The sequence below is a fragment of the Sphingorhabdus sp. genome (assembly GCF_046154385.1).
GTDB lineage: Bacteria > Pseudomonadota > Alphaproteobacteria > Sphingomonadales > Sphingomonadaceae > Sphingorhabdus_B.
This window is the reverse complement of record NZ_JBJXFW010000045.1, coordinates 132036-145390: the sequence shown is the minus strand read 5'-3', so window position 1 is coordinate 145390 and position 13355 is coordinate 132036. Positions and strand designations below refer to the sequence as shown.

Annotated in this window: 11 protein-coding genes; 3 read left to right on the top strand and 8 right to left on the bottom strand. The window is 56.0% G+C overall.

What is annotated here, in order from left to right; translation table 11 throughout:
- Positions 1–8: 8 nt before the first annotated feature.
- The 8 genes from ACKVOS_RS09240 to dapA all read right to left on the bottom strand — a co-directional run bounded on the left by ACKVOS_RS09240 (position 9) and on the right by dapA (position 9392).
- Positions 9–635 carry a glutathione S-transferase family protein gene (locus ACKVOS_RS09240; RefSeq protein ID WP_409211719.1) on the bottom strand — a complete coding sequence of 209 codons (627 nt, stop codon included), beginning with the start codon at positions 633–635 and terminating at the stop codon, positions 9–11.
- Between the two features lie 9 nt (positions 636–644).
- Positions 645–1463 carry an agmatinase gene (gene speB / locus ACKVOS_RS09235; RefSeq protein ID WP_409211718.1) on the bottom strand — a complete coding sequence of 273 codons (819 nt, stop codon included), beginning with the start codon at positions 1461–1463 and terminating at the stop codon, positions 645–647.
- Between the two features lie 152 nt (positions 1464–1615).
- Positions 1616–2701, bottom strand: a complete 1086-nt coding sequence (recA, locus tag ACKVOS_RS09230) for a recombinase RecA (protein WP_409211717.1) — start codon at positions 2699–2701, stop codon at positions 1616–1618.
- Positions 2702–2949: 248 nt separating this feature from the next.
- Complete coding sequence (locus ACKVOS_RS09225; RefSeq protein WP_409211785.1) at positions 2950–5322, bottom strand: response regulator; 2373 nt, start codon at positions 5320–5322, stop codon at positions 2950–2952.
- 42 nt (positions 5323–5364) lie between these two features.
- Entirely contained in the window at positions 5365–7410 is a 2046-nt protein-coding gene (locus tag ACKVOS_RS09220; protein ID WP_409211716.1) for a M13 family metallopeptidase, read from the bottom strand.
- A 61-nt stretch (positions 7411–7471) separates the two neighbouring features.
- A complete protein-coding gene (locus ACKVOS_RS09215) occupies positions 7472–8038 on the bottom strand; it encodes a DUF2062 domain-containing protein (protein ID WP_409211715.1) in 567 nt (188 codons plus the stop codon).
- Positions 8035–8517: an SsrA-binding protein SmpB gene (gene smpB, locus ACKVOS_RS09210; protein WP_409211714.1), complete on the bottom strand. Its 483-nt coding sequence runs from the start codon at positions 8515–8517 to the stop codon at positions 8035–8037. The genes ACKVOS_RS09215 and smpB overlap by 4 nt, the downstream gene beginning before the upstream one ends.
- Positions 8514–9392, bottom strand: a complete 879-nt coding sequence (gene dapA, locus ACKVOS_RS09205) for a 4-hydroxy-tetrahydrodipicolinate synthase (RefSeq protein ID WP_409211713.1) — start codon at positions 9390–9392, stop codon at positions 8514–8516. The genes smpB and dapA overlap by 4 nt, the downstream gene beginning before the upstream one ends.
- Before the next feature lie 88 nt (positions 9393–9480).
- Here dapA and ACKVOS_RS09200 point away from each other — a divergent pair, with 88 nt between their 5' ends.
- From ACKVOS_RS09200 to ACKVOS_RS09190, 3 genes are all read left to right on the top strand, one after another.
- Entirely contained in the window at positions 9481–11514 is a 2034-nt protein-coding gene (locus ACKVOS_RS09200; protein WP_409211712.1) for a transglycosylase SLT domain-containing protein, read from the top strand.
- A gap of 14 nt (positions 11515–11528) precedes the next feature.
- Positions 11529–12017 (top strand): GreA/GreB family elongation factor, encoded by a 489-nt coding sequence (locus tag ACKVOS_RS09195; protein ID WP_409211711.1) that lies wholly within the window; start codon positions 11529–11531, stop codon positions 12015–12017.
- A gap of 214 nt (positions 12018–12231) precedes the next feature.
- Complete coding sequence (locus ACKVOS_RS09190) at positions 12232–13005, top strand: SDR family NAD(P)-dependent oxidoreductase (protein WP_409211710.1); 774 nt, start codon at positions 12232–12234, stop codon at positions 13003–13005.
- Positions 13006–13355: the final 350 nt, after the last annotated feature.

The following is a 13355-nucleotide window of genomic DNA, read 5'->3' as shown; positions in this document are numbered from 1 at the left end:
TCAAAAATTCAGGCGTAAGCATAAGGTCCGCCCTTTTCGAGTGCCCTTTGATAGGCAGGCCGCGCATGAATGGCGGCGACAAAAGCGGTCAATTTGGGTTTATCGGCAGCATAGCCCATTTTAACGGCGGCTTCTGCCGGAAAGCTGAGCATGATGTCAGCGCCGGACAAGTTTTCGCCGACAAACCAGCCCGATGAAAGCAACTGGTCTTCCATATATTGGAAATGGCTTTGCAATTGTTGGTCGATGCGGGGACGCAGCGGTGCGGCCGCATCGCCAAGACGCGACGTATAAATGTTGAGAAGGATCGGTGTCATCACCGAACCTTCGGCAAAATGGAGATATTCAAGATAGCGGATATGGTCGTCGGTGCCGCGTGCCGGAACGAGATCCGCGCCGCCGTGGCGTTCGCAGATATATTCGACGATGGCTGCGGATTCGTAGATTATCTTGCCGTCGTCTTCGATCACCGGCGATTTGCCAAGCGGATGGATGGCAAGCAATTCCGGCGGAGCGAGGTTGGTGACGGCGTCGCGTTGGTGGTGATTGATTTCGTAAGAGGTGTTTAATTCCTCCAACAACCAGAGGATACGCTGGGACCGGGAATTGTTGAGATGGTGGACGATGAGTGACATTTTGCTCTCCTAAAAATGGGTTTTGTTGACTCGGCTGAAGCTTGCGAGCTCTTTGAGGAGCTTGGCTGCGAGGGTGGCGGTGACGGCGTTTCGGTCGTGGGCCGGGTTGAGCTCGACGATATCAGCGCCCACAATACGGCCTGTTTGGCGGGCGAGGACAGCCATGACCTCGCGGACGGTGAGACCGCCGGGTTCAGGATGGGCGACTCCGGGGGCTTCGGAGGGGTCGATGCCGTCGAGGTCGATGCTGATATAGAGCGGGCCGTCCAGCACCGGCACCTGAGCGGGGCTGAAGTCGGCCATGGGGATGATTTCGACGCCGAAGCGGTCTGCCTGTTCGCGGCAGTGGCGGTTAAGGGTGCGGATGCCGAGTTGAACCAGACGATTGACATGGCCGCCCTCCAGGATGCGGGCGAAGGGCGAGGCATGGCTACGCGGATTGCCTTCGAAATCGTCATAGAGGTCGGGATGGGCATCGAAATGCAGGATATTCAGAGGGCCATAGTGCGCTGCCACGGCTGCAACGAGCGGAAAGGTCACGGCATGGTCGCCGCCCAGTGCCAGCGGGATACCACCTTGGGCGAGAATGCCCGCCACTGCTGTGTCAATCATCGCATCGTCGGCAGCGCAATCGGTGTCGGTCAGTGGCAGGTCGCCATGATCGACCAGCTCTATATCTTTGCCTATTTCCAGCCCCGATTCGGACGACATATTGCCCCGTTCGCTCCACAACGCCGCGCGGATTGCGCCGGGACCGAGCGCCGCGCCGCGTTCGAACGAGCTGTTCTGGTCCGTGGGAAGCCCCAGAAGGTGGATGGCGGGATTCATGGCAGCAGATGGGCTTTTACCTTTGCCCCTGTCAAGGACGGTAAAATGCTCAAGCCCCGACAAAATGACCCGCCCCGGGGTGGACCAGGGCGGGTCTAAAGCAGCGGTCTCAGGCAAGACCGCGCTTAATCCTCTAAGGGGAGAGAGGATATTTATTCTGCGCTATCGTCCTCTGCGTCCGATCCGGTCATCAATACCTCGGCCACTTCCTCGGTCTTGCCGCGGATCGCAGCTTCGAGTTTCGCGGCCACTTCGGGATTTTCGGTCAGATAGGTTTTGGAGTTTTCACGCCCCTGCCCGATGCGGATCGAATCATAGCTGAACCAGCTGCCCGATTTTTCGACGATACCGGCCTTCACACCCAGATCGAGCAGCTCGCCGGTCTTGGAAATCCCTTGCCCGTACATGATGTCGAATTCGACCTGCTTGAAGGGCGGCGCCACCTTGTTCTTTACGACTTTGACGCGCGTGGTGTTGCCGACAATATCCTCACCCTGCTTGATCTGGCCGGTGCGGCGGATGTCGAGACGGACCGATGCGTAGAATTTGAGCGCGTTACCGCCGGTCGTGGTTTCGGGCGAACCATACATCACGCCGATCTTCATACGAATCTGGTTGATGAAGATCACCATGCAGTTCGACCGGCTGATCGAACCGGTAATCTTGCGGAGCGCCTGGCTCATCAAGCGGGCTTGAAGGCCGACATGGCTGTCGCCCATTTCGCCCTCGATTTCAGCGCGCGGCACCAGTGCCGCAACCGAGTCGATGACCAAAATATCAACGGCATTGGACCGGACCAGCGTATCGGCAATTTCCAGCGCCTGCTCGCCCGTATCCGGCTGCGACACGATCAGATTGTCGATATCGACGCCCAATTTCTTGGCATAAGCAGGATCAAGCGCATGCTCTGCGTCGATAAAGGCCGCCGTGCCCCCTGCCTTTTGCGCTTCGGCAATGGCGTGCAGGGTCAGCGTTGTCTTGCCCGAGCTTTCCGGACCGTAAATTTCGATGACCCGCCCCTTTGGCAAGCCACCAATGCCCAGTGCAATATCAAGCCCTAACGAGCCGGTTGAAACCGCATCAATTGCAATTGCCTCGCGGCTGCCCAGCTTCATTGCCGAACCTTTACCAAAAGCGCGATCAATCTGCGCCAACGCTGCTTCCAGCGCTTTATCACGATCTGAACTGTTCATATTCTTTGCCTGAACTCCATCGATTACTTTAAGACTTGCTGCCATTTTTCCACTCCTTAGCGTCATGCCTGGGTCCGGAACATCACCGGAACAAAAAGACATGTACGGCATTTGTTCCTAAAGAACAAGAGCGGAACATATTTTTATTAGTGTTGTTTTTTAGGTATTTAAACTGTTTTTTGCAAAACCTCTGGTGTTGGGGACAGTCCCTGAAGGGACAGTCCCCGGTGCAATTCCCCGGTGCAGTTCGACGGGGACTGTCCCTTCAGGGACTGTCCCCAACACCCCACATCCTACTCCTTTGCAAGCGCATCATGCACGGCTTCGGCGATTTGCTGCACCGAAAACGGTTTGGGCAGGAATGAAACATTGTCCAGACTGATCGTTTCGCGCAATTGTTCCTCGGCATAGCCCGACATGAACAACAGCCGGATATCGCCAAATTGTCCGCGAAGGTTCCGCGCCATAGTCGGCCCATCCATATTGGGCATCACAACATCGGACACCACAAGGTCGTAACGCTTGCCATCGGCGAACAAGGCCAAAGCCTCTTCTCCGTCGCTAGCGGTTTCCACGACATAGCCTTGCCGGACCAAGGCTCGTTCGGCCACGGCTCGGACCATATCTTCATCCTCGACAATCAATATCCGGCCGCTGCCCCACAAATCCTTGGGCCGGTAAAATTCCTTTTTGCCGGTATCGGCCACAGGCGCTTCGCCCACATGCACAGGAAGATATATGTCAAAGCGAGTTCCCTGGCCCAGTTCGGATTCGGCAAAAATGAAACCACCTGATTGTTTCACGATGCCATAGACGGTCGAAAGACCCAGGCCCGTGCCCTTGCCCACTTCCTTGGTCGTAAAGAAGGGTTCGAATATCTTGCCCAGATTCTCCTTCGAAATCCCCGACCCGCTATCTTCGACCGATAGCATGGCATAATCACCGATCGGCAAAATATCGCTGCCCATCGCCCGCACGTCGTCTTTTGACACGGACTTGGTGCTGATATGCACAACACCGCCCTTGTCCATCGCGTCGCGGGCATTCAGGCCCAGATTGACGATGACCTGTTCAAGCTGCCCGGGATCAGCGCGCACAGGACCCAAGGATCGTCCGTGATGCACCTCCAGGCGGACGGTTTCCCCGAGCAAACGCTTCAGCAGGCTGGACACATCGGCCACCACGTCGGGCAATTGCAAAATCTGCGGACGCAGGGTTTGCTGACGCGAAAAGGCAAGCAATTGCCGCGTCAGGCTGGCCGCGCGGTTGGAGTTGTTCTTGATCTGCTGGATATCGTCATAATCGCCGTCGCCCGGCTGGTGCCGCATCAGCATCAGGTCGCAATAACCGATAATCGCGGTCAGGATATTGTTGAAATCATGGGCGACGCCGCCTGCAAGTTGCCCGATGGATTCCATCTTCGTTTGCTGCGCGACCTGGCGCTTCAGCTTTGTTTCTTCGCTATTATCTTTCAGGCCAAGCAGAACCGCTGCTTCACCCAAACCGCGGACGCCTGCGATGGATAGCGCGATGACTTCATCGGGGCGTTCTTTCAGGCGGACCGCAATATCCCCCGATGTCATCGCGCCGCTCCCATAACGGCGGATGCTGTCGAGCACTGCAGCGGTATCTTCGGCAATAACCAGATCGCCGGGATAGGGGGGAATCGCCTCTGGCAAAAGGTCAAGCACCCGAGCAAAGGCATCGTTGGCGAAAAGAAAGCGACCGTTGCGATCCACCAGTGCCAACCCCAATGGCAAGGTCGACAATAATTGTTCGACATGCGCCAAGGCGAGCCCGCGCTCCACTTTCGCGCCTTCCTCGTCAACAGCGAGCAGCAATGATGAACCGTTGGCCTGATCTTCAGCCAATGCGATATTCAGCAAACGGATTGGCAAGCCGCGCCGCCCTTCCCTTTCGAAAAAGACGCTTCCTGCCTCGTCCATTCGCATATAGTTCGCAAATTGGTGACCGATGATGATTTCACTCTCGCTGCCGGTCGCGCGCAAGGTAAATGCGATATTGGCAGCCCGGATCCGGCCATCGTCGCCAATCGAAACGGCCATCACGCCATTTTGCGCCATCGCCCGGCCAATGCGCCCACTCACCAGTTCGATGGCTCGGCTTTCAATATCCAGCCGCTCGATGGGGGCCAGCCGCCACAACAGATATTCGTCGGCGGTTCCGGCGCGCGCAACTTTGACGCCATATTGGCGTTCGCCCATCGACAGCATTTCTATCTGCGCGCTGCCGTCGCGCCACGCCGCCCTGCCCGCCGCGACCAGATGTTCGCGGTTAACGTCATCAACACCCAGATCCGGCGGCGCTTTCAATCCGGGAAAAGCTTTGATGAAATGATCATTGGCACACACCAGCCGTCCGGCGCGGTCGCTAATCGCGATTGCGGCTACACTTAGTTGCGCGGCCGCATGGGTTATCGACCAATCGGGCGGTAACATCTGCAATGATGCCTCGACCGGCCGGGTGCGCCGGACAAAATTGACCAAAGCCCATGCCGCAACCATCGCCGCAGCGCAGCTTCCCAACAAGACCACATTCTGTGTCGCAAACCACAATATGGCGAGCGAAACCAACGTCGCGCCCGCCAGCCACACTATCGGCTGAAGTTCAGCGTGCGAAACACCTTCCGCCTCCTGCCCTAGAATATCGAATGACGGAGGCGGGACTTGGGGTGTCAAAATGGTTCCTTACCAGATGCGAACGCGTTCCTCGGGCTTGAGGTACAATTTGCCGTCGGTTTTTGGCTGGAACGCATCGTACCATTTGTCAAGATTTCGCACCACCCAAACGCGCTGCGCCGACGGGCTGTGCGGGTCGGTTATCAACCGTTGCCGCAAATTCGCCTCGCGATAGTTGCGCCGCCAGACCTGCGCCCAGCCAAGGAAGAAACGCTGATCACCGGTCATACCATCGATAACCGGCGCCTCTTTGCCGTTCAAAGACGTGCGATAGGCATCATATGCTATGGTCAATCCGGCCAAATCGCCAATATTCTCGCCCAGCGTAAATTCGCCCTTTACCGATGCATCAGGGAAAATCTTATAGGCGTCATATTGCGCGATCAGTTGCTTTCCGGCGGCTTCAAACGCCTTGACGTCACTTTCGGTCCACCAATCGGACAGCTTGCCATTCTGGTCATATTTCGCGCCCTGATCATCGAAATGATGGCTGACCTCATGCCCGATTACCGCGCCGATACCCCCATAGTTGATGGCCGGGTCAGCTTTAGGGTCAAAGAAAGGCGGCTGCAAAATGGCGGCCGGGAACACGATTTCGTTCATACCGAAATTGGCATAGGCATTGACCGTTTGCGGCAACATGCCCCATTCCCAACGGCGGATGGGACCGCCAAGCTTGGAAATATTGTCGTCAAAGCCCCATTGGTTGGACCGCATATCATTGCCAAACAGGTCGCCCCGCACGATTTTCAGCTTCGAATAATCTTTCCAGCGATCAGGATAGCCGATCTTGGTTGTGAAATTCGCCAGCTTCGCCCGTGCCTTGACTTTGGTTTCCGGCTGCATCCAGCCAAGACCATCGATCCGACGCCCCATCGCCGCCAATACATTTTTCACAAGGACATCCATCGAAGCCTTGGTTTCCGGTGGGAAATATGTGGCCGCATATGCCTTGCCCACTTCATCCCCTACTGTGCCTTCGGTCAACGCAACACCGCGTTTCCAGCGTGGTTCACGCTTTGGCGTCCCCTGCAAGGTCGTGCCGTAAAACGCGAATGTGGTGTCCGAAACCGAATCGGGTAACACATTGGAATAGGCCGCCAGGCTGTTTATGATCATCTGGTCTTTCAGAACCGCCAAATCGGTCTGGGCAAAGATTTTCGCAATGCCGGTGATCGCACTGGGCTGTCCGACGACAACTTCGGTGATATTCCGGCTAACTTTGCTAAGGACAGCCGACAGTTTCACGCCCGGCGTAATAGCGTCCAGTTGCGCCAATGACATCTTGTTATATGTCTTGGTTGCGTCAGAACTATCTTCTCTAGTCCATTGTACTTCCGCTATTTTCTTTTCCATATCAAATATGGCTTCTGCACGGATGTTTGCGTTTTTTTCACCCGCAAGGCTCAACATCTTGCCCAGATATTCCTTGTACGCTTTTCGAATCGATTCAAATTTGTCATTTTCTACCAGATACATATCGCGATCTGGCAAGCCCGTGCCGCCCTGAAAAATCTGGAAAATATAGACTTCGGGATTTTTGTCGTCCTGCCCGACAAATCCGCCAAACAACGCGCCTACGCCGTTGCGCGCCGCTGTTGGCAACATTTTTTCAAACGCGGCCTTGCTCTTGATATTCCGCACCTGCTTCAGCCAGGGCTGAATGGGCTTCAAACCCTTTTTCTCGACCGTCGCCACATCAAGATAGCTGGCATATATATCGCCCGCTTTGCTGCCCTTGACGTCCTTTTCGGCATCAAGAACCAGCTTCACCCGTTCTTTGGACAGATCGTCAAGCGCAGTGAACATGCCATAATTGGACTTGTCGGCAGGAATTTCGGTCTTTGCCGCCCATTTGCCGTTGGCAAAAAGATAGAAATCATCACCCGGCGCCGTGGCCGGGTCCATACCTTCAAAATCAAAACCAAAGCTGCCCAATTGCGGCCCGTCCTTGGCAGGTGCTTCAGAAGCAGGCGCCGTTTGCGCCAAAGCCGGAACAGCCAATGCCAGCGCCGATGCCGATGCGGCCAATGTGCATAGTTTCAAAAAATTCATGATCGACTCCCCTAAAATACAGTGAAGCCAGTCTATTGCGCCCAGTCAATGGCGCGAGTGCTTATCTACTAGCGGCGATGGCTTTCGACCGGCGTCGCCATTTTGAACTGATCCACCAGCGCCAGAACCACGCAGCCAGAACATAACCGATCGCCGCCGCGACAACCGAAATAATCGCCAAACCGGCCACGCCTTGAACAAAAGCCATTGGCGCTTCTGTCCAAACAAAGTCGACCCATTGCGACAAGGGTGCGCCGGTCTGGATCAATTCATAGAAACGGCCCGAACCGCCACTCAGGCGCAACACCGATTCGCCGACATATACCGATGCCACCAAAATGAACGGCGTGGTTGCCGGCATACTGAGAAACGTCATTGCAGCGCCGATGGGAATATTTGCGCGGGCCGGAAGTGCAAGCAATGCAACTCCTGCAATTTGCACGCCCGGAACCAAAAGGAAAATGCCCACGAGCAAGCCCAATGCAACCCCGCGCGGGACGGAGCGGCGGGTAAATCGCCACAAGGCGGGGTGAAACACCCGCTTGGCAAAAGGACGCAAAAAACGGCTGCGTTCAAAACTGTCGCGGGTCGGGGCCTGCCTTTGTATCCATGCGCCTAATTTGCTCATCCACGATCTCGCATGATACGTCCCTGTTCGCGTTTCCAGTCGCGTTCTTTTTCCGTTGCCCTTTTGTCGGGCGCCTTTTTACCCTTGGCCAGCGCCAGTTCCACCTTCGCCCGACCCCGTCCGTTGAAATAAATCGACAGTGGGACGAGCGTCATACCCTGACGCATTACGGCGCTATGCAACTTGTTTATTTCACGAACATTAAGGAGCAATTTACGCGGGCGCTTGGGTTCGTGATTGTAACGATTTCCGTGGCTGAATTCAGGGATATTGGCGTTGATTAGCCAGATTTGTTCATCCTTGACCTCGGCATAACTCTCCGCAATCGATCCTTCGCCAAAACGCAGCGATTTGACCTCTGTCCCGGTCAGCACGATCCCGGCCTCATATTTGTCGTCGATATGGTAATCATAGCGCGCGCGCCGGTTTTCGGCGACGGTTTTGACCTTGTTAAACTCTTCGGTTTTGGGACGCGTCATCCGATAAGACCTGCATTCTCCAAAGCGGCATCGACCTGACGACGGCTGGCTTCGCACGGCGGGGTCATGGGCAGGCGCAATTCGGTGGGAAATCCCTCGATCACCCGTGACAGGGCATATTTGATCGGCCCGGGCGATGCATCAGAAAACAACGCCAAATGAAGGGGATATAGCTTGTCATTCAGATTGCGTGCCAACTCATAATCGCCGGTCGCACATGCCGCCTGAAACTCGGCGCACAGCTTCGGCGCGACATTGGCGGTCACTGAAATGCACCCCACCCCGCCGCTTGCATTGAATGCGAGTGACAGTTCGTCAACACCGGACAGTTGGCAAAAGTCTGGGGGACACGCAAGACGATGGTCAGTGACCCGCGACAAGTCACCACTTGCGTCTTTAATACCAATCACGGTGGGCAGTTTTGCCAGCGCCGCAACGGTTTCCGGCTTTATGTCCGTAACGGTCCGCGCCGGAACATTATACAGCACAATCGGAAGGTCGTTTTTCTCGGTCATCCGGTGGAAATGGGCGTAAATCCCCTCTTGATTAGGCCGGTTGTAATAAGGCGCCACCACGAGCCCCGCCGCCGCACCGCTTTTCTTCGAGAAATTGAGGTGCAGGATCGCGTTTGTTGTATCGTTTGAGCCGCAACCCGCAATAATCGGCACGCGTCCGGCGGCCTGTTCGATGCACACCTCGATCACGCGATGATGCTCTGCATTGGACAGCGTCGATGCCTCACCTGTAGTCCCTGCTGGCACCAATGCGCTCGATCCTTGCTCGATTTGCCAGTCGATCAACGCCCGGAAATGCTTCTCGCTAAACGCTCCGTCGCAAAAAGGAGTCACTAGGGCGGGTATTGATCCGGAAAACATGGCTAATTACTTTCATTTTGGACCATAGGGGTCAGCTATGGGGAATATAGTCGTTCGTTCAGCACCTGATAAGGATGGGGCACATAATATGTCCAGCATGGTAAAGCATCTCATTTCGGCATCACTGCTGATTCTTCCCGCGACAGCGATGGCTGCGGCGCAACAACAACCTGAAATCCAGTGGCAACGGGGCACAGGGGAACCTGCACAGCCTAGCACCACGGGCGCTCCCCCAATCGCACCTGCTATGGTCCAATATGATCCGAGCGAAGGCAAAATCCCCGCCGCCCTGCAACAATGGAAAGTGTTAAGCGCGTCGACTGGCTATAGTTTTAGCGAATATGCTTCCTTTTTGATGAGCTACCCCGATTGGCCCAATTCCGAAGAAATGCGGAAAAATGCGGAACAGGCCATCAATCCGTTGACCTATTCCCCCAATCAGGCCGTCGCCTATTTTGACCGATTGCCGCCATTGACCAACGCCGGTCGCGCAAAATATGCAATGGCGCTTGATGCCACCGGAGACAAAGCGCGCGCAACCGCAATGGCGCGCGAAGCATGGCGCAGCGGCCTTTTGAGCGATGATGACGAAACACGTTTGTACCGGATCGCAGGCACTGCGCTCACCTCGGCGGATCATGACGCACGGGTTGACCGCTTGCTATGGTCAAGCGCCACGCGCGCCGCGCAACGATGGATTGATCTTACATCGCCGCAACGTCGGCCTGCATTTGTCGCCGCGCTTGCAACGCGCCTGAACAGCCCGGACGCAGCGTTGAAGGTGCAAGAAGCTGGCGACGGCGCGAATGGCGAAGCAAGCTTGCTTGCCGCCCGTGCAGATGCCTTGCGTCTATCCGGCAACAGTTTTGCCGCGCGCGAATTGTTGGCCAACCGGTCGCGACTGGTTGCGCCGGTTCCGGTATTGAAGGACTGGTACAAGCTGCTTTTGACCCATGCCCAGGCCGCAGCGAATGATGGCCAATATGATGTGGCATACCGGATCGCCTCACGCGTTGATGATGCCCCACCCGCAGGATTGGTGATGGTCGATCAGGATCTGTCGACACGCGATCATTATACCAGCCTGACATGGATGGCCGGCAGCCTTGCCCTTGAACGGCTTGGCCGTCCGGGCGATGCCGCCGCGATGTTCGCCCTGTATGCATCGGCCGCCAAATCACCGCAAACACGATCCAAGGGATTGCATTGGGCCGGAAAGGCCGCGGCCAGAAATGGCGACTCTGCCCGATCAACCAGCTATTACGAACAAGCCGCCGTATATTATGACAGTTTTTTCGGACAATTATCGCTTGAACAACTCAGACGTCCCTTGCCGCCTGTCCCGCAAGTGGCCGTCACGCCTGCGCCTTTGACAGACGCGAGCACACCGACAGTGTTTCTCGCCGCTGCGCTGGCATCGAAATATGGCAGCTGGAAGGACCAAAGCAATTTCCTGCGGGCGATTTCCAAAAATGCAAAGACACCGCAGGATTTTGTCGCAGCCATCAATTTGTCGAAAAAAATCAATCGTCCCGATCTGGCGGTGATGGCGGGGCGCAGCGCGCGTTATTTCGGTTATGCCGATCTGCTTGGCAATGGATATCCCACGGTCGATGTCCCGGCCTCGCAAAGTCATAACTGGACGCTGGCCCACGCGATCATGCGTCAGGAAAGCCAGTTTGACAAAGCCGCCGTCAGTCACGCTGGCGCGCGCGGGTTGATGCAATTGATGCCCGGCACGGCGCGCGAAACATCCGGAAAGATCGCGATGGCCTATCGCCCCGATGCACTGACCGTTGATACCGATTATAATATCTCGCTCGGTTCGACCTATATTCAACGAATGCTCGATTATTATGGCGGCAGCTATCCGTTGGCGATTGCGGCCTATAATGGCGGCCCGGGCAATGTGAACAAATGGTTGAAAGCCTATGGTGATCCGCGGACTGGCCAGATTGGTATCATGGAGTGGATCGAAAAAATCCCGCTCAGCGAAACCCGCGATTATGTGTACCGCGTCCTCGAAAACGCCGTGATGTATGATCATCTGCATCCCGAAAAAGCGCGGGTGCGTTCGGCAACGCCGCTAAGCACCTATCTGGGCAAGTCGACACCGGGGTGACATAGGTCACCCCCATGGAACGTACCAACCCGATTACCCCCGCCGGATTCGCAGCCTTGCGCGAACGCTATGAACAGCTTTTTGCCATCGATCGTCCGGCGGTGGTCGAAATTGTCCATTGGGCAGCCGGCAATGGCGACCGCAGCGAAAATGGCGATTACATCTATGGCCGCCAAAAACTCCGCGCCATCGACCGCGAACTGGGGCAGCTTTCAAAGAAGATGAAGGTCGCCAAAATTCTCGATCCGTCGCTACAGGAAGACCGCAGCCGGGTGTTTTTCGGGGCGTCCGTCACCATCGCCGATGCCGATGATGTTCATCGCACGATTACACTGGTCGGCGATGACGAGGCCGATGCTGGCGAAGGCCGGATCGGATGGAACTCCCCCCTCGCCCGCGCATTGCGTGGGTCGTCTGTGGGCGATGTGAAGACGGTGACACTACCGACAGGCCCGAAAGAATGGGAAGTGCTCGGGATTTCATATTCGGAAAGGGCGGAATAAGGGATCGCGCTCACCCCCTCCCTCGCCTCTTGGTATAACGGCTAACGGAAGGCAGCTTTCCATAAATATGCGATAAAAGCGGACTTTCCGAACAGGACAACATTTCGGACCCTAAAGGGAACTTACCTAGCATTCCAAAAAAGCGGAAGTCAGCCTTGATTGTTTGCTAGGGCAACCAATCATGCTACACCTTGTATGGGAAGGGGCACTTATCATGAGCGGACTCGAAAACAAGGTTATCCTGATTACTGGCGCGACATCGGGCCTTGGTGCGACGGCGGCGATACTGCTGGCGAGTAAGGGCGCGAAGGTAGCGATTACCGGGCGGCGTGAGGAACAGGGCCGCGCCGTGGTTGCGCAGATGGAAGCGTCGGGCGGCGAAGGGATATTCATCCAAAGCGACGTCACAGTTCAGTCCGATGTCGATGCAATGGTCGCAAAGACCGTTGATCGCTTTGGACGGCTCGACGGCGCGGTAAACAATGCGGGTGTCACGGGCGGCCTGTTCAAGGGTGTTGCGGACTTTGCCGACGAAGACTGGCATAGCGTTATCGACATCAACTTGACCGGCGTTTTCGCCAGCATGCGCGCCCAGATACCAGCCATGCTCGACAGTGGCGGCGGATCGATTGTAAATATATCGTCGGCTTACGGTCTCAACGGCGGCGACATCGGCAATTGCGGTTATGTTGCCAGCAAATGGGGTGTCATCGGCCTGACCAAAACTGCAGCGATTGACTATGCGCGGCAGGGCATCCGGGTCAATGCGATTTGCCCCGGCTATTGCCATTCCGAAATGGTCGACCCCGTTGCCGAGGCCGAACCGGCTTTGTTCGAAAAACTGCTCGAACGCTACACAGCATCGGGCAAGTTGGGAGAATCGCATGTCGTCGCCGACGCGATAGAATTCCTGCTCTCCGACCAATCGAGTTTCATCAGTGGCGCGGCGATTCCCGTGCAGGGTGGCCAACATTCGCGGCTGTATTAGAGCAATAACGGCTATCCATCATATCGGCACAACGCTACGAGCGTCCCTGCTCATCGCTACGCCCGCCCTCGCGCTACAGGCCCCAGCAGCCCCGCCAATTCACAAACCCTCGCCTGCAAGGCGGCACGATAGCGCCAAATCTAGCTGGCTGAAGTTTGAAAACCCGCCCTTCACTTTTCCAACGCTTTCCAGACATTCCCGGTTGTTTTCGGATACTCTAAAACCGGCCGTAAGTTAGGGGAAATTGACAACGCGATCCAATCTGGGGTAGCTCGACCATTCCCAAATTATCGCTATACCCCGTTTCAGGGGCGAGGATATGAAATCAAGTCCGCAAGGCACGGGTTTAG